Genomic DNA, 22,434 nt, shown 5'->3' on the forward strand with positions numbered 1-22,434 from the left:
CCTCGGTCGAGGCTGGTGTTCCGTCGCTCTCCACCCTTGCCCCGGGAAGGCCCGCGGGTACGGTTTCTCTGCCCGCCGCAGATTCGCCACGGGCAGAGCCCACCTCCGCCCCCGCCCGCACCAGCACCCGCGCCGTCGGCCCCCGCCCACATCACCGCCGTCGGAGCCCCGTACCGACCAAGCGGGGCCACGCCGTGCCCGGACGGGCAGACGGCTCTGCCCCCGCGACAGCCGCGCGGCCCTGGTGGCGCGTACGCGGACTTGCTCTACTGCCTCCGGACACCCACCCACGGCACCCGCCCACCCACGGCACCCGCTCGCCCCCGGGCACGATCGAGGAGAACCACGCGATGCGCGAACACGTCACCGGGGCGCAGCGGTCGGCACCCGCGGAGCGGGGATCCCGGCAGGCGGGGCGCAGGCCGGCACCACCGCCACGACGGGAAATCAGAAGGCGTACCCGTTGGACTCGGACATCGCCCGCTACAGCATCCTGAAGAAGCACGGCGGCGTGTACGCCGACGTGGACCTGGGCTCGGGGGACATCGACCTGCAGCGGACGAAGCCCCAGCTCCGCGACACCGACGTCCCCGTGCTCGGCCCGCTGATCCGCGACTCGAAGAGCCTGAAGGGCACCCTCGACACCGCCGGGGCCGGGCACGCCTCCGGTCTGCCCGTCGGCGACCAGGTCCGGATCGCGGCCCAGTACCTGCTGGACACCGGCGGCTACGGCAACCACTTCATCGCCGCCCAGAAGAACTCCGCCGTGATGAACCGGATGATCGCCAAGGTGGCCGCGGACACGTCCGACATGGACGCCGAGGAGCTGCACAGGGTGGGCCCCGCGGCCACCGGCCCGTTCGGGCTCATCAAGGTGGTGGACCAGCACCTGAGCGAGGAGTTCGGCGTCGAGAGCCTCCGGACCGGCGAGCACGCCCTGTTCCAGACCGCGGGGCGGCAGTTCCACGAGCACATCCAGTGGCTGACCACGGAGAGCGAGAACCAGAACTACTGAGAGCTGTCCAGCCGATCGGGCACGGGGAAATTCGGTTGCCGCGGGCCGCCGTCTCGATCATGATCGCCCGCATGGACTTTTGATGACTGCCACGTAGTACGTACCTGTCGCGCGATCGACCTCGGAGCCTGACGACCCGGCCCCGGGGCGATGGGTCGCGCCCCTCGTGAGCATCCGTCAGAGAGCGGGAGCCGCCGAGTGAGTTCGGCGTGCCTTCCTGCTGAGTCCTGAAAGCACCCAACACACATGAATACCGACCGCAAGGCCCTGTGGGCCGTGCGTCAGTCCGCCCTGCCCACCGTCGTCCGGTCCTGCCCGGACTGTCCCGGCGTGCGGCACCGCGCCTCGGGGAAGATCCGCGTCAACGCGAGCGGCAAGCTGCTCGACGTCTGGCTGCTGTTGACCTGCGCGACGTGCGACCGGACCTCGAAGGTGCCCGTCCACGAACGCGTCCACGTCTCGACGCTGGAGCCGGCCCGGCTGGTGGCGTACGAGATCAACGACCCGGCAGCGGTACGGGAGTTGGTGACGAGCGCGTCGCTCGCGGCGAAGAACCGGTACCGGCTCGACTGGACCGGGACGTGGGAGCTGGAGGCCCGGATGCCGCTGTACGCGCTCGACGACCCGAACCCGCTCTCGGTGCAGGTGCGCTTCGAGCTGCCCGCGCCGGTCCGGGTGGAGCGGCTGCTCCAGCTCGGTCTCGGCCTGAGCCGGGCCGAGGTGCGCCGTCTGGTCGCGGACGGGCGGATCCGCCTGCCGTTCGCTCCGGACGCCAAGGCGCACCAGGACTTCGAACTCACCATCCACGGACCCGGGTCCGTCGATGCGGCCAAGCACGCGAAGTCCCTCGATGCGCCCGACGCCGAACGCACCGGCCTGGCTCGGATCGGGCTGCCGCCCGCACCCGGCCGGGAGCTCCCGCGCCGGGCCACGGCGCACCAGTAGTGCCTCGTCAGGTGGCTCGTCACGTCGTGTGGTCAGCAGTTCTCCGGTCGCATGAGGGCTGGGGAGCTTGCGGTGTGACGGGGCCGGTTGGAGGAGTTCGCAGCTGAGGCGTTCGCGCCCTTGGCCCGCTGTGACCAGCGGGCCAAGGGCGGTCTGTATCTGCGGGGGGTTGTTTTGACTGATCGTCATGGCAACTCCCCTACCGCGCCCTACAATCGGCCGTCACTGCACATCGCCGAGGGAGTGGCCGTGATCCGGAGGACCTACGGATCCGGATCGTGCACCGCCTGGCCGATCGCACCCCTTCGCACTTCCACTTCGGCCTCTTCAGCGATGTGCTGTGTGCACTCCCCGACACGGGCCCGGCACACCGGGCACTCGAAGCGACCCTCAGGGACGCGTCCCTGTACTTCAACTCCCGGTGCGAAACACTGCCCACGCTCAGCCGCCTCTCCGGTGTCGAGTCGGCGCTGACCGCAGCCTCGGAGCTGCTGGCGCAGTCCCCGGCAGCCGTCGAAACGAGTATCACCCGCGGCGGCAACGTGTACCTCAACAGGTCGGATCCGCGCGCAGTCGTCGCTTCCGTGCTTGCGCGGGTTCAGGATCCCCCGGCGCAGGCCATGGCCGCGGAACTGGCCGAACGGGCATGTGACGAGCTCGGGAGTGCCGAGGACTGGGGAGCCCACTCGGCGGCTACCAAGGGTTTCCTCGCCGACGCCTTCACCGCGCTGGGGAATCCCGGGAGGGCGGTGCGCCTGCTGCAGTCCGAGCGGGCGAACGAGATCACGGTGGCCCGGCTGGTCACGGCCGGAGCGACCTCGGCCGCCGTCGCGGCAGTACGGGAGATGGCGGCGGATCCGCAACGGCTGTCCATCGCCTCGATCGACATCCTCGTGCAGGCCGGCGTGCTGGATCCCGTTCCGGAGATCTGCGCCGATGCGCTCCGGTCCCTTACGGAGGAACTGAGGCGTGTACTGCACGAGCGAGAAGGCCTCGACGAGTGGACCGCGAACCGCCGCGGGAGGGAGATCGGCCGACTGCTCCGGCTGCAGTTGAGAGCCGGTGATCCCGCCCTGTCCTTGCAGGTCATCCGAGCGGTGGCCGGCGGGCCGGCGGAGGTGGATCCGATCCTGGTCCTGTGTGTACGCGCGGCCCCGGAGGAGTTCGCCGATCTCCTGCGGTACGCCGACCGGTCGGGCTTCCAGCAGGCCGTCAGGAACCACCTTCCGGCGATGACGGCGGACCCGGACGACCCCGCCGTCAGGCTGTACGCGAGCCTGGTCCTGTGCGAGATCGGCGAGCTGCAGGACCCGGAGCCGCTGCTGCGGAACCTGCTCGACCGGCGTACGGAGGCCGACAAGCGGCTGGACGTCGTGGAGCGGCTGCTGTCCACGCGCCTGCGCGCCGAGGTCGACGGCGTACTCGTGGCGATGGCCGCCGAGGACGAACTAGGGAAGGACCTCGCTCTCGCGCGCCTGCTGCTCTGGACCGGGCAGGTCGACGTGGCGGCCTCGGTGGCGGAGAGGACGGTGCTCGCGAGCTGTGACGGGGAATCCCACACGCTCGGCAGGGACGCCGTCGATGCCGTACGGATGTTGGCCACGCATGACACCGGTCGTTGCTCCGAAGCCGTCGCACGACTGATCCGGACCATGCCCGGCCAGTTCGCCCGCGATCCCGAGAGTGCCTGCAGAGAGCTCCTCTCCCTGCTGGAGATCCTCCCGGACGGCGGACCTCGGACGACCGGTAACGACGCGGTCTCCGAGTCCTCCGCAGAACTCATCGAGCGCCTGTCCGCGGACGGGACCGCGAGCGGCTTCCGCGCGGCGGTGTGCGCCTCGCTGGCCCTGTCCGGTGGCGCTCGTCACGACGGACGGACCAGAGCGGCGGTGCGACGGGCCTGCGAGACTGCTCCGTGGACGCAACTCGACTTCCGCGACGACTGCTTGGTCGTGGGCACGGCCAACGCGGCCGCGCAGGTCGCGCTGGCCGGCGACTACGCGTACATGCGCCGAATCGTGCGGAGGATCTCCACGTACCAGGGCTGCGCCGATCCACCGGAGGTGCAGGCTCGCGTGCGGGCCGCGGTGGACGGCTGGGTCGCCTCCCTTCCGGGAACGTCCGCCTGAACCTGCCCGGTCACAGGGGCCGTTGACCGGGACGACCGCGGTTCTTCCGGTACCGGACGGGAGTTCCGTGGACCCGGCCGTCGCCGGCACCTCCGGCGGCAAGGTCACCCAGGACACCTGCCCGAGGTAGCGGCCCGCTCGGCGGGCGGCCCCGCGCGGGGGCCTGCGGGCCCCCGTCGGGGCGGCCGCCTACCGTCCCAGGTGGTCGGCCAGGCTCTCGACGGTGCGCCGCCGCGGGGTGTAGGCGGCGACCGCCGAGCCGTCCGCGAAGTGCAGCCGGAACCGGGCCATCGCCTGGAACCGCGGGCGGCGCTCGATCCGGGTGACCAGGTGGCGCGGGGCGTGCCACAGCACGTCGGCGGCCTTCCGGATGTCGCTCGTCGAGACGAACGCGACCCGCCGGTCGGTGACCAGGAGCAGCTTGTGCATCGCCGCACCGGCACCGCTGGGGAAGCCCTGCGCCAGGCTGCCGGCCTCTCCCGACACCGCACCGATCCGCCCCAGCTTGTTGCCGAGCCGGGCGCCGGCCCCGTCGCCCAGGCCCTTGGCGCCGGCCACCGGGTAGAAGGTGGCCACGTCCAGGATCCGCTCCCCCGCCGCCAGCAGCGGCTCCACGGCCTGGCGGTAACGGTTCACCAACTTGTCGGTCATCCGATCAGACTAGCGAAGATCGTCAGGCGGGTCGGCGCCCGCTCCTCCGCCGGGCCCGCCGGCCCGCTCGCGGCACCGCCGGTGCGTGGGCGACCCGCCGCTCACCGGGCTCCCCGCCGCTCACCGGGTTCCCGCCGCTCACCGGGCGGCACGGTCGGCGGGGCCCGGCACCAGGGGCGCCATGACGTGCTGGGTGGGGTTGGTGACCTCGTCGTCGTCGTTGCCCGAGTCCACCGAGGTGGTGATCGAACTGGTCGTCCAGGAGACCACCCCGAGGAGGATGAAGACGACGAGCAGGCCACGCCCGGCTCCGCTGAGGACCAGCGGACGGGTGGCCGACACCGGGCCGTCCGGCTCGCTGCCCGGCTCGTCGCCGAACAGGCGCTTGGGGTAGGCGGAGGAGAGCATCACCAGGTAGGCGGCGTAGCGCGTCCGGTAGCGCAGGATCGCGGTCGTCGCCTCGTACAGCGGCTGCGGCATCCGGCCGAGGACCAGCACCACCAGCCAGCTGATGAACGCCACCATCCACCACCCCGCTTCCACCAGCCCCTGCACGATCGAGGCCGGGATGACGAGGATGATGCGGAACAGGACGGCGAGCCGGTTCAGCTCGCCCGGCCGCAGCCCGACCTGCACCGGGTACTCCGGGGCGTGGAAGCGGAACGGCGGGTAGCGGTCCACGGTGAGCATCAGGTACGCGGTCACGCGGGTCTCGTACGGGACGTACGCGGTGAGGTAGTCCGCGGCGAAGCCGGGCAGCCGGCCGAGCACCAGCGCGCCGAACCAGCCGATGACGGTGACGAAGAACGCCACCACGGACAGCACCCACACCACCACGAACTGGGGGATCAGAAGCAGCGCGCGCAGCAGCACCGTCCAGCGGTTCTGCGGGCCGGACGCCGGCATGTCCAGGACGGGGAGCCACTCACGGCTGACGGGGGCGGGGGGTGCCTGCCACATCCGGGCCTCCACGGTCTCGGGGCGGGGACCCGGCGGTCGGACGCGGGGCCGGGCGTCCTCCGAAGATCGCAGCCCCCCGCCCGACCCGCGCGCCACGCTGCGCCGGACGGGTCAGCCCGGAGAGCCGACCCAGGTGACGTCCTTGCGCTGCAGCCCGGTGCCGTAGTCGAACCGGACCGAGAACGGGTCGGCCGCGCCTTCCGGCAGGGCGTACGCGGACGCACCGGTGGCCTCCTGGCCCGGGGACAGCGAGGCGGGGAGGAACTTCATCCGGTTGCTGCCGTCGATCAGGGTGAAGACGAGGCCGCCGTTGGCGTCCCTGACGGTGGGGCTCCCCGAGCCGTAGAGCGAGAGCTCCTGGGAGCCGGTGTTGACGACGGTGATCCTCACCTGGACGATCCTGGCGTTCCTGGGGACCTCGAACACGGTGCCGCTCGGGACGTACGGCTCCGGTGCGGCCATGGTGACCTTCAGGCCGTCCGGGTATGTGTAGGACTGGCCGAACGACAGGCGCCGGGCCTTCAGGTCCTCGGCCGCCTTCTGCTGCTCCGCCTCGATCCTCTTCCGGTCGGCCTCGGCCTGCTCCTTCACCTTCTCCGCCCGCTCCTGGGCGGCCCGGGACTCGGCCTCGGCGCGGGCCCGGGCGGCGTCCGCCTCCGCCCGCCGTTCCACGTTCGCCGCGTGCACCCGTGCCATGACGAACACCCCGGCGCCGGCCGAGACCACCAGGCCGGAGACGCCCAGGATCACACCCGCCAGTGCCACCGCCCTGTTCGTCGCCACGCCCTTGCGCACGTAGCCCAGGCCGATGATCCCGAAGACCAGGGCCAGCAGGGCCGGCAGCCAGGACAGCCAGAACAGGATGACGGCCAGGCTGAGGACGGCGCCGACGATCCCGAGCACCATGGCCGCGACGCCCAGGCCGTTGCGGGGCGGCGGCGCCGGCACCGGGTACGGCGGCCAGTACGGCACGCCGCCGGGGTGCTGGGCGGGGACCGCGACGGGAGCCGGGCCGACGGGCGCAGGGGCAGCCGCGGGGGCGGCTGCGGGGGCAGGGGAAGCCGCGGGGGCGGGGACCGTGGCCTCGCCCGGCCGCTGGGCCTCGCCCTGACCCGGGTTCAGCGGCGCCCACGGGTCGGCGCCGGCCGCCTCGCCAGAAGCCACGCCGGCGGCCACGTCGGCCACCTCGACAGCCACTTCGGCGGTCGCCACGGCCGCGGGCTTCTCGGCATCCTCCAGGGAGGCCTTCTCGGCCTGCGGTCTGTCGGGTGGGACGGGAGGGGTCATACCGGATCCTTCGCGAACGACGAGATGAGGGGATGAGGAGATGAGGAGGCGGGGAGCGGTCGTCAGCCCCCGGGACGGCGTCTCCCCCCGGGACAACGACTGTTCGGCTCCCCCGCCGACAGGCGGCCCGGTCTGCGGCGCGCAGCGGCCACCGTCCGGGCCGGACCCGCGCGTCGACACACCCCGGCGCGGGACACCGACAGGGCCGGCAGGTGATCAACATACAGGTGCCCGGCGACTGCTCCGACACCGCGGTCCCGGCCCCGGCCGGGCCGCCGGGCCAGGGCCGGCGCCCGTGGTTCGTCCGCGACGGACCGTGACCGGCCGCCGGAGGGGCGTCCTCACCCGCCCGTGCGGCCCAGCAGGTCCTCGACGGTCTGCGCGCGGCGCAGCGTCTCGAAGCGCACCGCGCCGTCGGCCGCCACGGTGACCCCGTGCACGGCGGGTTCCAGCAGGCTGTTGTAGGAGAACGGGGTGGACGTGTAGTAGGCCCCGGTGTCCAGCAGGGCGACCAGGTCCCCGGGCTCCAGCAGCGGCAGCGGGCGGGCCCTGGCGACCAGGTCCCCGGCGAAGCAGGCCGGCCCGGCGACGTCCTGTTCGACCGGCTGCCCGTGCTTGGCCGCCCCGGTCGCGTCGTGCGCGGTGACCCGCAGCGGCCAGGAGTCCGGTGCGAAGACCGTCCGGGTGGCCACCTGCGCACCGGCGTAGGTGATTGCGATCGCCCGCCCGCCGGACTCCTTGGTGTACTCGACGTAGGCGGCGGTGAAACCGCTCTTGGCCAGCACGGACCGGCCGAACTCGGTCACCAGCCGGAACTCACCGGAGAACAGGTCGGGCACGCGTGCCCGCAGCCGCTCGACGTAGTCCCGGTGGTCCGGGGTCACCCGGTCGTCGGCGAAGTTGACCGGCAGGCCGCCGCCGATGTCCAGGCCCACCACCTGACGGCGTCCCAGCTCGCGGTTGATCCGCCGGGCGAGGGCGACGGTCGCGGCGACCCCGTCCGCCATCAGGTCCGGCGGGCAGCCCTGGCTGCCGACGTGGCAGTGCAGCCGGCCGAGCCAGGGCCGCTCCCGGAAGGCCTCGACCAGCCGCGCGGTGTTGCCCTCGTCGGCCAGGGCGATGCCGAACTTGGAGGTCGCGGTGGCGGTGCTCATCGCCCCGATGGCGCCGACGCCGAGCTGCGGGTTGACGCGCACGCCGATCGTGGACTCGCTCCGGACCTTGCCCGCGTGCCCGGGAGTCAGCAGCTCGTCGATCCGGGCCAGCTCCTGCCAGTTGTCGACGTTGACGGCCACGCCGAGCTCCAGCGCCCGCGCCAGTTCGCGGCGGGTCTTGGCCGGGGAGTCGAAGACGATCCGCCCGGGCTCGAAACCGGCCGCGAGCGCCTGCGCGAACTCGCCGGGGCTGGCCACCTCACAGCCCATGCCCAGACCGCGCAGCCGCACCAGCACCGGGACGAGGCTGTTGGCCTTGGCCGCGAAGGCGTGCAGCACCTCCACCGAGTCGGGGAAGGCGCGGTGCAGCGCGTCGACGGTGGCCGCCACCGCGTCCAGGTCGAGGAAGCCCGCGAGCTGCGCGTCCTCCGGGTCCAGCAGGCCCTGGCGGACCGCCGCGCGGAGGATGAGTTCACGGCGCTCGGGGCCGTGCAGGGCCGTCAGCTGGGGGTTCGCCATGGTGGCACTCTCCGTCCGGTCGTCTCGGTCGCACGGCCCCGGGGTGCTCCGGCGGGCCGTGCGACCAGACTGCCCGTCAGCCGGCGGGCAGGCCCTCATCCCACGACCCGGGTTTCCGGCGGTGCCTCCGTGCCGACCGACGGCGGGCGGGCAGCGGCGGCAGGCCTTCGCGCCGGACGACGAACGTGCGGCGCCGTCCTCGTACCGGACGACGAAGTCCCGCAGTGCGCGACAAGCTCCTCGTAGGTCCCCGTGAGGGACGCCGGCCTCAGCCCTCGTCGGCCACCGAGCGCCTGAGCAGCAGCAGTTGGAGCTGGGCCAGCAGCCGGGCGTCGGGGTCGTCGAGGTCGATGCCGCTCTCCCGCACCACCGTCTGGTCCAGGCGGTGGGCGTAGGTGCTGCGGGCCACTCCCAGGGCCTCCGCAGCCCTGGCCTTCTCCCCCGGTTGGTCGAGGAAGGCGCCCAGGGTGTCGACCAGCGGGACCTCGGCCTTGCGGGTGGACGCCAGCAGCCGCGTCACCGGCGTCTCCACCGGCAGATGTCGCGCCGCCCGCAGCGCGTCCGCGAAGTGCAGCAGCGCCACGGCGTCCGCGACCTCCCCGACCCGGGCGACGTCCGGCGCGCCCCGGCCGAACAGCAGCCCGCCCAGCGCCATTTCGGCCGTCCGCCGGGATTCGGGCGCCCCGTCGAGCCGGTCCTGCACCTCGCCGACGCCCACCCGTACCCGCAGCCCCAGCTGCCGCGACAGCTCCCGGGCCAGCGATCCGGCCAGCAGCCCCACCCGCTCGCGGGCCCGTACCGGGTCCTTCGCCAGCCCGCCCAGCAGCACCAGGACGCCCCGCGCCGAGGGCACCACCACCGACACCTCGCCGCGCCCGGTGCAGTGCCGGAACGCCGCATCGACCAGCCGGCCGCGCGCCCGGACGTCCTGCGGGCCGCCCGGCCCGGCACCGACCGACAGCACCGCGCACCGATCCGCCGCCGGCAGCCCGGTGCGCGCCGCCAGCAGTTCGGCGGACCCCTGGCCGTCGAGCAGCCCCCGGACCGCTTCCAGCAGCAGCCGGTCCTGCCCCTCCCGCCGCGCGCGGTCGTGCAGCAGGTGGGCCACGGCCTCCCGCGCCGCGGCGCGCAGGGCCTCGCGGTTGGCCGGGGTGTCCAGGGGCCGCTCGCCCTCCGCCGCCACCCAGATCGAGCCCAGCGGGACGTCCCCGGCCCGGACCAGCACGATCAGGCGCTCAGGGGCCTCGCCGTGCGCCTTGCGGTGGAGCACCCGGTCCGAGCGCAGCAGGTCGCGGTCGAACCCGGCGTTCCGCAGGTCGTCGCGCCGGTGCGCCGGCGGCTTCTGCCCCAGGATGGTCCAGATCCGGACCCAGTCCACGTCCTGACCGATCGGCGAGTAGGCGAGGACGTTGTACGCGGTGTCCTCGATCGTCACCGAGCCGCCGACCCGGAGCGCGATCGCCTTGGCCAACTGCGGGAGGTCGCCCAGCGGCACACCGGCGATCCTCGGTTCGGGCGTCACCGACAGCCCCGCGTGCAGGATCCCGATCACGGTCGGCCAGTCCGTCCACCGGCTGCGGAAGAGCACCGCCGTCCCCGCCTCGGCGGCGGCCGCGCCCAGCGCCTCGTTCCCGGAGCCGGTCTCCACCGGACGGAAGAGCACCGCCGCCGCGCCGGCCTCCCCCGCCCGGCGGACGAGGGCGCCCGCCTCCTCGGTGTGCGGATCGACCCCGACCGCGACGAGCAGATCGCCGTGCGACGCCGGCGGCTCCAGCTCGTCGAGCACGACCAGCCGGCTCACCGGCCGGTCCGCTCCGCCCGGCGCGAGGCGGCCCGGGACGACGAAGTCCCCCGCCATCGTCAGCAGGCTCAACAGGGTCGGCCCCGACCCGAGCCGGTCCGCCCGTGCCGCTCGTCCCGCCTGTTCCGTTCGTCCCGCCTGCTCCGTCTGTTCCGTCTCGGACATGGGCCACCCCTCCCCAGGGCACGCGCGCCACGGTCGGGTCGGCGTCAACTCGGCCAGGGCGTCCACCGGTTCGACCACTGTAGTGCCGCGAGACGGAACCGGGGACGTGAGCTACCGCTCGGTGAGCACCTCCGCCAGCCGGTCGGCGAAGGCGGTGAGCCAGTCCAGTCGCGGGCCGCCGCGGGCGATCCGGAACCCGTGCCGGCGGCCCCAGAACGCGGCCTGGACGGCGTGGAGCTGGGCCCACCGCCGGACGCGTTCGCGGTCGAGTTCGGCCGCCTCGGCGAACACGTCCAGGATGCGGTGGACGGCCCTGCGCGGGTCGTCCGCGTCGAGGAGCGTCAGCGCGCGCGACTTCAGCAGGGTGCCGCCGTCGTAGGCGGGATCCCCGACGTATCCCTTGGGGTCGACGGCGAGCCACGGCTCGCGGCCCGCGCGCAGGATGTTCCCGGCGTGGAGGTCGCCGTGGACGAGGGTGTCCGGCTGGACCGGGCCCAGCTCCCGGACGGTCGCGACGGCGGCGTCCAGCACCGGGCGCGGCAACGGCCGCGCCAGTTCCTCGTCGTCCCGGCGCAGTTGCTCCTCCCAGGCGGCGGCCTGCTCGCGCAGCCGGGGCAGGCCGGGCGGCGCGGGGACGGCCAGGCGGCGGTTGAGCCGCCCGGCGACCGTCACCACCGCGTCGCCGTCCTCGACCTCCGCCAGGGTCTCGGACCGGACCCGCTCCAGCAGCATCGCGTACCGCGCGTCGTCGCGTTCGTGCAGATGGACGGCGCCCCGCCCGGCCCACGCCACGAACGCGTCCGGCTCGTGCACGTTGCCGGGATGCGGGAACGACACCTTCAGCACCGCGGGCTCCCCGCCGCGCCCCCGTACCGGAACGATGACGCCGACGCCGCCGTGCATGACCGCACCGTCCGGCACGCACCCCCAACGCCCCGACAGCTCCTCCACGATCCCGGGCACCTCGGTGAGCCACCGCGCCCCGGCCTCCCCCTCGCGCTCGACGGTGCTCCGCGCGAACTCCTCCGGTACAGCTATCATCCCTGCACCCTACCGAGGCACCCCGGCCGACGTCGCCCGCGCGGAGCCCGTTCCGGCCGCGGGGGGCCCGGGGCCCCGCTCACCGCCTCCGGTCGGCCACCGCGTCGAACCACCACCCGTGATGGCGCGTCACTTCCACCGGAGGCCCGCCCCCGTCGCTTCACGGTGACGCAGCGCGGGCATACTCCGACCTGTTGTCGCGAGCCGTGGGGGGAATGTGCAGGGTCGATCGTCGGCGCCCAGGACGGGTCAGGTGTGGAGCGACGCCGAGGACGCCCGGCTGCTGGAGCTCGCACGGCAGGGCCTGGACCTCGACGAACTCGCCGTCCGGCACGGCCGGTCCGTCGGTGCGATCCGCGGGCGCCTGACGCGGCACATGCCGCTCGCCTTCGCCATGGACGAGGATTTGCTGCGGTGGGCGCGGTCCTTGCCGCCGCCCGCCGACGGCGCGGGCTCCCTCGACGCGGACGCCGACACCGACCCCTGGACCGACACCGGGACCGAGACCTGGACCGCCGCCGACACCGCCGCCGGCACCGGGACCGACGGCGAGGCGCCCGACCCTGCCGAGGTCCTCGCCGATTGGCAGCAGCTGACCGGGTACACCCTCGGCCCCGAGCGGCAGGCGGCCTTTCTGGCCCGCTCGACGGTCGGCAGGCTCGCCGCCGAGGACCCGACGGTGCGCCGGGACGCGGGACGGCGCCTGTGGCGGGGCACCGGGCGACTGCTGCTGGACGACTGGGCCCTGGAGTGCCGGTGCCCGGGCGCCGCCACGCTCGCCCCGCCGTGGAGCGCCATCGCCGAGGGCGACGACGACACCGCGATGCTCCTGCGCGAACTCCTGGCCGCGGCCGTCGAGGAGATCCCCGGCGCCCGCGACCGCCGGATCGTGGCGAGCCGGTTCGGCGTGGGCGACCAGGACGCCCGGACCCAGGAGCGGATCGGTGCCGACCACGGGCTCTCCCGCGAACGCATCCGCCAGCTGCAGAACCGGGCCGTGCGCGCGATGGCCCGCTCCGCCGCGCCCGCCACCGGCCGGCTCCGCACCCTCGTGGCCGAACTCGGGCGCCTCGACGGGCACTCACCGGGCGACGGGGGCACGAACGACGGCGGGGGCACGATCAGCCCCGAGAGCCCGCGGACCGCGGACGGACCGTCCAGCGCCGAGCGGCTGCTCGACCTGGCGCAGGTCCTGGTGCCGTCCATGGCGCCGCGCCAGGCGGTCACCCTGCTCGCCACCATGGCCGGGGCCCGCAAGCTGCCCGCCGACAACCTCGCGGCCCAGGCCATGACGATCCGTACGCTGCGCCACGACACACAGCGCCGCGAGGCCACCCGGCAGGCTCGGATCGAGCGGGCCACCGCCCGGTGGGAGCGCCTGGCGCGCCGGATCGAGTGGTTCGGCACACCCGAGAGCGCTCCCCCGCGCGGCGAACTGTCCGCGCTGCGCGAGGCCGACGACGACGATCCGCGCTCCGGGTCGTGGCACTGCCCCAAGCTCGGACGCGCGGTGGCGTACGAGTCGGAGAGCGAGCTCCACCTGATCCAAATCCTGTCGTTCGCCCCGCAGATCGCGTACTACCAGGAGCAGCCGCTGGCCATCGGCTACGAGTTCGACGGGCGCACGCGCACCTACTTCCCCGACCTGCTCGTCGCCACCACCGACGGGCGCTGCGTCCTGGTCGAGGTCAAGCCGCTGTTCGAGATGGCCACCGCCGTCAACGTCGCCAAGTACCGGGCCCTGGCGCAGCTGTGCCGCGAACGCGGCTGGGGGCTGCTGGTCACCGACGGGAACCGTACCCGCGCGCTGTTGCAGGAACACCGGCCGGACGCCGGGCTCGCCTCCCTCATCGGCCCGTTGCTGGACGACGGGACGGTGCTGGGGTGGCCGCACGTCGTCGCCGCAGCCGGCGGGGAACGCCCGAACTGGATGGACCTCGCGGCGCTGATCCTGAGCCGGGGCTGGGACTGGCGCACCCGGCCGTTCCGGCTGAGCACCGGTCGCGCCGCCGCCCCGCCGGCCCCGGCGGCCACCGTGGCGGTGGACCGGGACGCGGCGGGCCAGGACGCGGTGGTGTGCCCGACCCCCGAGGAGATCGAGGCCGCCCGCACCCCGGCCGGCGGGTGGCGCCGCGACCAGCTCGCGGCGTGGGGCGTGCCCTGGCCTCCCCCCAGGGGCTGGAAGCAGCGGCTGACCGACCGGTCACGCGCCGCCCGCGGCTGAGTCCGGCCCGGCGGCTGACGCCCCGCCAGGCCGGGCCAGCCCGGTCAGTCCTCGGCCGCCCACGCGATCGCCCGGTCCTGCTGGGCGAGCGGGAAGGTCTTCGTGGTGCCCGGCGTCATCCACCCGAAGAGGGCCGTCGCGTGGGTCATCCACTCGATGTCCGTGACGAGGGCGATCCGCTTCCAGGCCCGCAGGTGCTCGGCCCCGATCTTGAGGTCCTCCCACAGTGCGCCGCCGGTCATGCCGTGGAACTCCCGGATGACGATGACGAACCGCACCGCGCCCCGCTTCGCCGCTTCCTCCAGCGCGGGCAGCAGCACGTCCCGGTAGTCCTCGGCGGAGAGCTTGCCACCGGCCTCGAACCCGATGACGTTCTCCGGCAGTCCGTCCAGCTTCTCGATCACGAGCGGATCCCTTCTCTCGTCGGCCCCGAGGACGACCCCCCGGGGTAGGCGGCCGACGGCGGCCCCGCCCGGCCGGCTCAGGACGGGGACGCGGACGCGGACGGCGATGACACGGGCGCCCCGGACGGTGACGGCGACGTCGACTCCGCGGAACTGCCGGGGGCGGACGGCGTCGGCGAGGCGGGCTTCGGTGCGACCTGGAGGCCGGTGACGTGGCCGTCCGCGGTGAGGAAGTACTGGAGTCCGGCGTAGCCGGGCGTGACCAGGATCCCCTGGGTCATCTTGGGCAGTTGGCTGGAGCGGGCGAGTTCGGCGCCGTCCTGGGCCCGGCGCCAGACGACCTGTTCGGTGGTGTACTTCTTGAGCCCCTGGAAGAACTTCACCGGGATGTCGGTCCCGATCAGCACGCGCTGGTCCTTGGGGCCGATCAGGGTCGTGAAGCTGAGGGTCGTCTGGTCCTGCGTCCACGCCACCGACAGCGTGCCGTTCGACAGGTCGATCCCGGCCAGCTCGCCCGCCCCGGCGTCCATCGCGTAGACGCGGTTGTTCTCCGGGTCGACCGAGACCATCGACGGGATGAAGCTGTTCTTGGTGCCGCTGGAGGCGAACGGCTGGATGTCGGCCACCTTGGTCGAGTCGCTCTGGGAGACGGCGACGACGCTCATCGGGGTCGAGGTCGGTTTCCCGCCGTTGGTCATCGCGACGACGTAGTCGTCGATGACGGCCATGGCGGACGCGGCGGTCTGCCCGTCCTTGAGGTAGGGCACCGGCCCCCACGAGGGGTCGGGCGCGAAGCCGTTGTTCTGGTACGAGTAGCGGTAGAGCTTGGTGGCGCCCGGCAGGTAGATCTCCTGCGTGCCGTCGAGCGTGGCCGTGGTGATCCGGCCGCCCATCATCTCGGGCAGCGTCACCTGGGAGATCACCTGGAGGGTCTTCGGGTCGATCGCCACCATGATCGAGGGCGGCACGGCCGTCGGGTCGGGGCAGTTCAGGAAGGCGCTGAACCCCTGCTCCGTGCAGCCGGGTTGCCGGTTGACGGTCTTGGCGACGATGGTCCCGTCCGGCAGCGCGTCGTAGCCGTTGTACGCGGTGTCGCGCGGGGCCGACTGGCCGGTGGGCAGCGTGGTCCGGGCGAGGACCCGGCCGGTCTGCGGGTCGATCCGGGCGATGTGGTAGCCGTAGACGACCACCAGGCTGCCGTCCGCCAGGACGTTCAGGACACCGGGGTAGTCCCACTCGTCGGTCGCGTTGGTGTTGATCAGCACCTGGCGCCAGACCTCGTTGTACGTCCCGGGTTCCACCCGCGAGACGAACGAGCCGGAGGCGCCCTGGCCGTCGCCGTAGCCGCCGCCGTAGACGTAGAGCTCGTCGGGGCCGCGGTCCACGATGTTGTACGGCGTGGCGTAGACCTGCTGCGAACCGTAGGCGTAGACCTGGTTGTCGGACGGGGCGCCCCCGAAGTGCGCGCACCCGTACCGGTGCGTCCGGTTCGAGTCGTGGACCTCGAAGGCCGCGATGGTCGGGTACCACGGGGCGTTGCCCTCCGCGGCCGCGCAGGACTGCTCGCCGGGGACGAGGGCGGGATCGCCGACCAGCGGACCGCCCGCGGCCACCACGTCCGCCGGCGGGGAACTCCCGTGCGCCTCGGCCGGGCGCGCTCCTGAGCTCGAACCGGCGCTGGAGCAGGCGGAGAGGGCGAGGAGCAGGGCCACGACGGCGGCCGTCAGCCGGGGAACGGGCGACCGGTGCGGCAAGGGAGGCTCCTCGGGTCGGATCGGCGTGCCGGTGTGCGGCTCGTCCGGCAGCGGGCCGCGGAACAGGCTCGCAGAGCCGCCACGCCCTGCCCGGCGGACACGCCGCGCCCCCGCTCCCGCCGCCGGGCCGATCACCCAGGCGGACCCGGCGGCGGTCGCGCGACCGGTCCCCGACAGGTGCCCGAGCGGTCCCCGGGCGAACCCCGACAGGTCCTCGTGCGGTCCCGCCCGGGGCGGTGTCAGTTGCTCCTTGTACTGTCGATCGCGCACAACGATTCGTTCGACACGGGGGCATGAGCAATGATCAGGACCGATCCGGCGACACCCGACCTCTTCCTCACACCGGTCGAGGACGTCTTCGTCCGCAACCACCTCGGGCCGCACCCGCGGCTCGACCCCGCGACGTGGTCGCTCACCGTCGAGGGCCTGGTGGAGCGGCCGCTGCGGCTGGACCTCCCGGCCCTGCTGGGCCTGCCGCAGCGCCGCTTCACCGCCGTCCACGAGTGTTTCGGCAACCCGCTGCACCCCACGGTGCCGACCCGCGCCGTCACCAACGTGGAGTGGGCCGGCGTCCCGCTCGCCGCCGTACTGGAACTCGCCGGCCCGCGCCCGGAGGCCCGGCACGTCTGGCTGGAGGGCGCCGACACCGGCGACTTCGCGGGCGAGAGCGGCGTGAGCTACCTCAAGGACCTCCCCGTGGAGCAGGCGGGCGCCGAGGTCGTCCTCGCGCACACCATGAACGGCGAACCGCTGCACCCGGACCACGGCTACCCGGTGCGGGCGGTGGCACCCCTGATGTTCGGGACCAACTCGGTGAAGTGGCTGAGCCGGATCGTGCTGGCCGCCGACCGCCCCGACCACCTCTTCACCACCCGCCTGTACACCCGCGTCCTGCCCGGCGAGAGCGAGTCCCGGCCGGTGCGCGAGAAGGACGTCAGCAGCAAGCTGCTCACCCCGGGCGACGGGCGCACCGTCCCGGCCGGGAGCTGCGAACTCGCCGGCTACGCCTGGAGTTCCAGCGAGGTGACGTCCGTCGAGGTCGCCGTGGACGACGGCGACTGGCAGCCCGCCGCACTCGACCGGCGCGGCCCGGACCCGGCCTGGCAGCGCTTCCGCCTGCGCCACGACCTCGCCCCGGGCCGGCACCGCATCCGCTGCCGGGCCACCGACTCCGCCGGGCGCGTCCAGCCGCTCACGGGCGACCGGAACGCCGTCCACGAGATACACGTCGTCGCCGAGGCAGGTGGGCAGCCGGCCCGGGTCTGACGTCCGTCCCAGGGCCCGGCGTCGACCGGGCCCGGGGTCGCTACGCGGGCGGGGGGGCGGGGTGGGTCGGGTTCGTCGAGGAGCAGTTCCAGGAGCGGGAGGGCCTCTTCCAGCTGCCGGCACTGGTCGGGGGTCAGGCGGGTGCTGCGCCGGGAACCGGAACGTGGACCGTGGAACTCGATGGCTTCCGTCACCTGACGGTAGTCCCGGCGGCCGTTCCCCCGGTGGACCCCCGAGGGGAGGGGTCCACCGGGGGAACGGGCCGTCCGGGGGTTGCGACGGCCGACGGCGGTGACGACGACGGCCGGCCGGGTCAGGCCTCCCCGGGCGGCCAGGGGCCGTGCGCCGCGACCTGGCTGCGCAGCCCGCGCAGGGCACGGGCGGCGGCGATGCCGACCGCGCCGACGACCCGCCCGTCGCGGACGCAGGCGGCGGCGAAGCGGTGCTCCGCCACGCTGCCCTCGACCGGTTCGAAGCGGTCGGCGTCGCCGGGGCGGCCGTACGCCTGGATCCGCAGGCCGTACTGGTCGGTCCACAGGTACGGGACCGGGGTGTAGACCTGCCGGGTCCCGTCCGGGCCGGCCAGCAGGTTCCGGGCGACGAGCAGGGCCTGGTCGGTGGCGTTGGTGCGCTGTTCGACGCGCCGGTGGCGGCCGGTGTGCGGGTCCGGCCAGGAGGCGGCGTCGCCGGCCGCCCAGACGCCGGGCCCGACGGCGCAGTGGGCGTCGCAGACCACGCCGTCGTCCAGCCGCAGGCCGCTGCCGGCCAGCCAGTCGGTGGCGGGTTCGGAACCGACGGCCATCAGGACGGTGCCGGCCGCGAGGTCGGTGCCGTCGGCCAGCCGTACGCCGGTGGCGCGGCCGGCGCGGTGCAGCAGGCCGGTGGCCGCTCCCCGGTGGATCCGTACGCCGTGTTCGCGGTGCAGGCCGGTGAGCAGGGCGGCGGTCTCGGTGCCCAGGGCCGCTGCCAGCGGGGTGTCGGTGGACACCAGCCAGGTGACCTCGGCGCCGAGTCCGACGGCGGTGGCCGCCACCTCGGCGCCGAGCAGTCCGCCGCCGACCACGAGCAGCCGGCCCCCGGCGCGCAGGTCCTCGCGCAGGGCGAGGGCGTCGGCGAGGGTGCGCAGCACGTGCGCGCCGGCGAGCGGGGTCCCGGCGCCGGGCAGCCGGCGCGGGCGGAGCCCGGTCGCGATGACCACCGCGTCGCAGGGCACCTCCCGGCCGTCGGCGAGGTGGACGGTGCGGGTACGGCGGTCCAGGCGCCGGGCGGGCACCCCCAGGCGCAGGTCGAGCCGGAGCTCCTCCAGGGCCCGGGGGTCGCGCAGGGTGAGCCGCTCGGGCTGCCACTGTCCGGAGAGCAGGTGCTTGGACAGCGGCGGCCGGTCGTACGGTGGCGCGTCCTCGGCCCCGATCAGGGTGAGCCGGCCGTCGTAGCCGGCCCGGCGCAGCGCTTCGGCGGTGTGCAGTCCGGCTGCGCCGGCTCCGACGACGGCGATCCGGCGCGGTGCGCTCACGCGGTTTCCAGGCGGATCGCGGCGGCCGGGCAGACGGCGGCGGCGTCCTGGACGGCCTGGTGGACGTCGGCGGGCGGCCGGGCGTCGAGCAGGACGACGATGCCGTCCTCGTCGCGCTGGTCGAAGACCTCGGGGGCGGCGAGGACGCAGTGTCCGGCGCCGCAGCACTTGTCCTGGTCGATGTGGACGAGCATGCGGGTTCCCTTCGGGGCAGGGCCGATCGGGGCCCTGGTGGTGGTGAACTGTGGTGTCGGTGAACGGTGTCGGTGATCGGCGGAGCGCTCGGTTCGCGGGCCGCGCGGGCCGGGGTTCACCAGGCGATCGGCAGCCCGTGGACGCCGTAGATGAGCATCTCGCCGCGGAAGCGGACCTCCTCGAACGGGACGGCCAGGCGCAGTCGGGGCAGTCGGCGCAGGATCGTGTCGAGGGCGATCTGGAGCTCCAGGCGGGCGAGCGGCTGGCCGAGGCACTGGTGGACGCCGAAGCCGAACGCGAGGTGGCGGCGGGCATCGCGGGTCAGGTCGAGCTCGTCGCCGCCGGGGAACTCCAGGGTGTCCCGGTTGGCGGTGTTGATCATGCAGATGACGCCCTCGCCCGCCCGGATCCGCACGCCGCCGACCTCGACGTCCTCGGTGGCGACCCGGGTCAGGCCGGAGTGCACGATGGTCAGGTAGCGCAGCAGTTCCTCGACCGCGCCGGGGACGGACTCCGGGTGGCGGCGCAGGTGGTCGAGCTGGTCGGGGTTGCGCAGCAGGGCCAGGACGGACAGCGCGGTCATGTTCGCGGTGGTCTCGTGTCCGGCCACCAGCAGCAGCCGGCCCATCGCGCCGATCTCCTCGGTGCTGAGCTCGCCGCGGGCGACCAGCCGGCTGAGGATGCCGTCGTCGGGCTCGGCGCGCTTGGTCTCGGTGAGCTCGACCAGGTAGTCGGCCAGCCGGTCCCGGGCGGCGTCGACCTCCTCGGGCGAGGAGTCGCGGCGCAGCAGGACGCGGCTGCACTCCTGGAAGAAGTCGTGGTCCCGGTAGGGGACTCCGAGCAGCAGGCAGATCACCAGGGAGGGCAGCGGCAGGGCGAACTCGTGGACGAGGTCGGCGCCGGTGCGTCCGGCGGTCATCCGGTCGAGCAGGTCGTCGGCGATGCGCTGGACCTCGGGGCGCATCGCCTCGACCTTCTTGATCATGAACTCGCCGGTGAGCATCCGGCGCAGGCGCGCGTGCTCGGGGTCGTCCAGCCTGATGAAGGTGGGCTGACCGGCGTTCAGCTGCCGGGCGCCGGCGCTGATGAACGGGAAGCCGGGGCGGGTGGAGTCGGAGCTGAAGCGGGCGTCGGAGAGGACGGCCTTGACGTCCTCGTGACGGGTGACCAGCCAGCTGGGCGCGCCGTCCCACAGGGAGACGCGGGTGACCGGCTCCTCCTGGCGGGCCTGCTGGTAGGCGGGGGGCGGGTCGAAGGGGCAGGCGCCGCGGGCGGCGGGGTGGGTGATGCCGGGGGTCTGGGCGGCCGTGGCCATGAGGGGGCTCCCTTCTCGGAGCTGGGTGTCGCCAGCTCGGGCCTGCGTGGCGCCGCTGGTGGCGCCGCGTGGGGGTGTGCCGTGCGCTGTGTGCCGTGTGCTGTGCGCGGTGTGCTGTGTGCTGTGTGCTGTGCGCGGTGCGGTGCTGTGTGCGGCGTGCTCTGTGCGGTGGGTGGCGCCGTGGGGGGTGGTGCGGCCGGGGTGCAACCGGGGCCATTTACGTGCCCTAAGCAACTAACTCACCGTCACGCTAACTCGCACTCCGTTGCAACGAAAGGCCCCGTCCCCCCAGCGAACGAATCTGTCCGAAATCCGGTCGGACCCCCGGGTCACCCTCACGGCCCGCACCGGATCGCTACAGTTCCCCCATGCCGGACGCCGAAGACCCCGAAGACGAACGGACCACCGCCTCGGACCTGGAGGCCGTACTGGCCACCCTGGCCTACCTGCTGACGCGTACGCAGCAGCACGAACGCCAGACGGCCCGGGCCGGGATCACCGCCGCCCGCTCGGACATCTACCTGCTGCGCGCGCTCTCCGAGGCCGACGGCGCCAGCCGGATCGGCGACCTCGCCGACCGGCTGATGGTCAAGCCCTCCCACGTCACCCGGCAGATCGACCGCCTGCAGGGCCAGCAGCTGGTGGAACGCACCCGGGACGCGACGGACCGGCGGGCCCGCCAGGTCGAACTCACCGCCGAGGGACGGGCCGTACTCGACCGACTGAAACAGGCCAACATCACCGGGCTGACCGACGCCCTCGACGGCGTCCCGGACCCGGACGTCGCCGCCACCGTCCACGTGCTGCGCCACCTGGTCCACCGCTACGTGCAGCGCGTCCGGACCACCATGTGCTCCGAGGACGGGCCGCTCCCCTGCCCGCGCCAGGCGGAGACCAGCGCCTGACCCGGCTGCACCGCCGCCGGGCGCAGGGCCTCCTCAGGGGGCCGCGAACAGCCCCGGGAAGCCCGCGGCCAGCCAGGGCTTGCGGCCCCAGGCGAACACCTTGCCCCGGAGGAGGGCGTCAGTGGCGGTGCAGCGGCCCAGCGCGATGAGGAGGAACGCCACCGGCTCGGTGAGGATCGTGCAGTCCGGGCGGCGCGGCGGCTGCGGGCTCACCACGGCGACACCGTCCGTGAAGGTCACCGCGAAGGCGTCCAGGCCCCGCACCCGCAGCCGGTAGCAGGCGCTGTGGCCGGCCGCGGCGCGCGCGTCCGTCACCCACGGCATGGCCACGCGCAGGAACGGCATCGTCTGCCCGACGCGGTGCCGGTCGATCGGGTGCGGCCGCCCCAGGGCCACGGCGATGTCGTAGAGGTGGCCGAGCATGTGGGTCAGCAGGTAGGCGCCGAGGGTGTCCAGGTCCATCGGCCCCAGCGGGGTCAGCACCGGTTCGGTACCGGCCCGTGGCCCCGCGGCCACCGTGAACTCCCGTGCCCGCCGGGCGATCTCCCCGGCGAGCACGTCCGGGTCCCGCTCCGGCCGCTCGGCCAGCGAGGCCTCGTTCGCCGCGGCCAGCGAGCCCGCCGTCCCGTCCCCGTACGGCCGCTCCTCGCCGGCCGCCAGCGCGGCCATCAGCTCGTTGGCCATCGCCAGGTGCGCGGCGGCCTCGGCGACCGTCCACTCCGCACCCGGTATCGGGGTGTCGCCACGACAGCCGGCGAGCAGGCTGACGGCCTCGCCGCCGACCGCGGTGAGCGCCTCGAACAGCGCGGTGCGTGCGGCGGCGGTGAGGGGTTGCTGCTGCTGGGGGAACGGGAGCGTCATGGGGGTGAAGACTGACCGACCCCCGCGCCGCTGTCCAGACCCGTGACGCGCCCGACCCGTCTCCCGGGCGCAGCGGGGCGGGCGCCGGGCGCGGTGGGACCGGAGCAGGCGACAGCGGACGGGCGACGGCTTTCGGCCGATGAGCGTCCGCGCGGGTGGGGCTCCGGTGGCCCGTGCGGTCCGGCGCGCCACGCCTGGTGCACCCTCCGGTCGGGCCCGGGCGTACGGGCAGCGTGCGGCCGCCGTGGCGACATTTCCGCTGTCATATGCGGAACTTCACCATCCCTCCCTATATTCGCCGGAGCACGTCATCGAGGTACGTCATCGAGG

General features: G+C 74.1%; 18 protein-coding genes. 6 read left to right on the forward strand and 12 right to left on the reverse strand.

The annotated features are described in order from the left end of the window. Positions 1-463 precede the first annotated feature (463 nt). From ACZ7KX_RS38325 to ACZ7KX_RS38335, 3 genes are all read left to right on the forward strand, one after another. Positions 464-1,015, forward strand: coding sequence for a glycosyltransferase (locus tag ACZ7KX_RS38325; protein ID WP_470330561.1), 552 nt, complete (start codon positions 464-466; stop codon positions 1,013-1,015). Between the two features lie 246 nt (positions 1,016-1,261). Beyond that, positions 1,262-1,960, forward strand: a complete 699-nt coding sequence (locus tag ACZ7KX_RS38330) for a DUF1062 domain-containing protein (protein WP_470330562.1) — start codon at positions 1,262-1,264, stop codon at positions 1,958-1,960. 620 nt (positions 1,961-2,580) lie between these two features. Next, a complete protein-coding gene (locus tag ACZ7KX_RS38335) occupies positions 2,581-4,089 on the forward strand; it encodes a hypothetical protein (RefSeq protein WP_470330563.1) in 1,509 nt (502 codons plus the stop codon). Between the two features lie 189 nt (positions 4,090-4,278). Here the strand turns inward: ACZ7KX_RS38335 and ACZ7KX_RS38340 are convergent, their stop codons facing one another. The 6 genes from ACZ7KX_RS38340 to ACZ7KX_RS38365 all read right to left on the reverse strand — a co-directional run bounded on the left by ACZ7KX_RS38340 (position 4,279) and on the right by ACZ7KX_RS38365 (position 11,667). Then, positions 4,279-4,740 carry a hypothetical protein gene (locus ACZ7KX_RS38340; protein ID WP_350520429.1) on the reverse strand — a complete coding sequence of 154 codons (462 nt, stop codon included), beginning with the start codon at positions 4,738-4,740 and terminating at the stop codon, positions 4,279-4,281. Positions 4,741-4,878: 138 nt separating this feature from the next. Then, a complete protein-coding gene (locus ACZ7KX_RS38345) occupies positions 4,879-5,700 on the reverse strand; it encodes a DUF4389 domain-containing protein (protein WP_470330564.1) in 822 nt (273 codons plus the stop codon). A gap of 111 nt (positions 5,701-5,811) precedes the next feature. Next, entirely contained in the window at positions 5,812-6,987 is a 1,176-nt protein-coding gene (locus ACZ7KX_RS38350; protein ID WP_470330565.1) for a DUF4190 domain-containing protein, read from the reverse strand. Positions 6,988-7,328: 341 nt separating this feature from the next. Then, positions 7,329-8,660, reverse strand: coding sequence for a type III PLP-dependent enzyme domain-containing protein (locus tag ACZ7KX_RS38355; protein ID WP_470330566.1), 1,332 nt, complete (start codon positions 8,658-8,660; stop codon positions 7,329-7,331). 268 nt (positions 8,661-8,928) lie between these two features. After that, positions 8,929-10,626, reverse strand: a complete 1,698-nt coding sequence (locus ACZ7KX_RS38360; RefSeq protein WP_470330567.1) for a PucR family transcriptional regulator — start codon at positions 10,624-10,626, stop codon at positions 8,929-8,931. Positions 10,627-10,737: 111 nt separating this feature from the next. After that, complete coding sequence (locus ACZ7KX_RS38365) at positions 10,738-11,667, reverse strand: aminoglycoside phosphotransferase family protein (RefSeq protein ID WP_470330568.1); 930 nt, start codon at positions 11,665-11,667, stop codon at positions 10,738-10,740. Between the two features lie 253 nt (positions 11,668-11,920). Here ACZ7KX_RS38365 and ACZ7KX_RS38370 point away from each other — a divergent pair, with 253 nt between their 5' ends. Then, complete coding sequence (locus ACZ7KX_RS38370) at positions 11,921-13,891, forward strand: Tn7 transposase TnsA N-terminal domain-containing protein (RefSeq protein ID WP_470330569.1); 1,971 nt, start codon at positions 11,921-11,923, stop codon at positions 13,889-13,891. Positions 13,892-13,935: 44 nt separating this feature from the next. On the opposite strand, the gene ACZ7KX_RS38375 is transcribed toward ACZ7KX_RS38370, so the two are convergent. Both ACZ7KX_RS38375 and ACZ7KX_RS38380 read right to left on the reverse strand, forming a co-directional pair. Continuing rightward, entirely contained in the window at positions 13,936-14,295 is a 360-nt protein-coding gene (locus ACZ7KX_RS38375) for a SpoIIAA family protein (RefSeq protein ID WP_470330570.1), read from the reverse strand. Between the two features lie 77 nt (positions 14,296-14,372). Continuing rightward, positions 14,373-16,049 carry a hypothetical protein gene (locus tag ACZ7KX_RS38380; protein WP_470330571.1) on the reverse strand — a complete coding sequence of 559 codons (1,677 nt, stop codon included), beginning with the start codon at positions 16,047-16,049 and terminating at the stop codon, positions 14,373-14,375. Between the two features lie 300 nt (positions 16,050-16,349). On the opposite strand from ACZ7KX_RS38380, the gene ACZ7KX_RS38385 reads away from it, so the two are divergent. Next, positions 16,350-17,315, forward strand: a complete 966-nt coding sequence (locus tag ACZ7KX_RS38385) for a molybdopterin-dependent oxidoreductase (protein ID WP_470330572.1) — start codon at positions 16,350-16,352, stop codon at positions 17,313-17,315. 313 nt (positions 17,316-17,628) lie between these two features. On the opposite strand, the gene ACZ7KX_RS38390 is transcribed toward ACZ7KX_RS38385, so the two are convergent. From ACZ7KX_RS38390 to ACZ7KX_RS38400, 3 genes are all read right to left on the reverse strand, one after another. Next, positions 17,629-18,828: an NAD(P)/FAD-dependent oxidoreductase gene (locus ACZ7KX_RS38390; RefSeq protein WP_470330573.1), complete on the reverse strand. Its 1,200-nt coding sequence runs from the start codon at positions 18,826-18,828 to the stop codon at positions 17,629-17,631. Beyond that, positions 18,825-19,022: a ferredoxin gene (locus tag ACZ7KX_RS38395; protein ID WP_350520416.1), complete on the reverse strand. Its 198-nt coding sequence runs from the start codon at positions 19,020-19,022 to the stop codon at positions 18,825-18,827. Before ACZ7KX_RS38395 ends, ACZ7KX_RS38390 begins: the two co-directional genes overlap by 4 nt. Before the next feature lie 116 nt (positions 19,023-19,138). After that, a complete protein-coding gene (locus tag ACZ7KX_RS38400) occupies positions 19,139-20,338 on the reverse strand; it encodes a cytochrome P450 (protein WP_470330574.1) in 1,200 nt (399 codons plus the stop codon). Between the two features lie 368 nt (positions 20,339-20,706). Between ACZ7KX_RS38400 and ACZ7KX_RS38405 the strand changes: the two genes are divergently transcribed. Then, positions 20,707-21,243: a MarR family winged helix-turn-helix transcriptional regulator gene (locus ACZ7KX_RS38405; RefSeq protein ID WP_470330575.1), complete on the forward strand. Its 537-nt coding sequence runs from the start codon at positions 20,707-20,709 to the stop codon at positions 21,241-21,243. Positions 21,244-21,276: 33 nt separating this feature from the next. Here ACZ7KX_RS38405 and ACZ7KX_RS38410 read toward each other — a convergent pair whose 3' ends face one another. Continuing rightward, positions 21,277-22,104, reverse strand: coding sequence for a maleylpyruvate isomerase family mycothiol-dependent enzyme (locus ACZ7KX_RS38410; RefSeq protein WP_470330576.1), 828 nt, complete (start codon positions 22,102-22,104; stop codon positions 21,277-21,279). Positions 22,105-22,434 lie beyond the last annotated feature (330 nt).

This window comes from Kitasatospora sp. NPDC038210 (assembly GCF_055600605.1).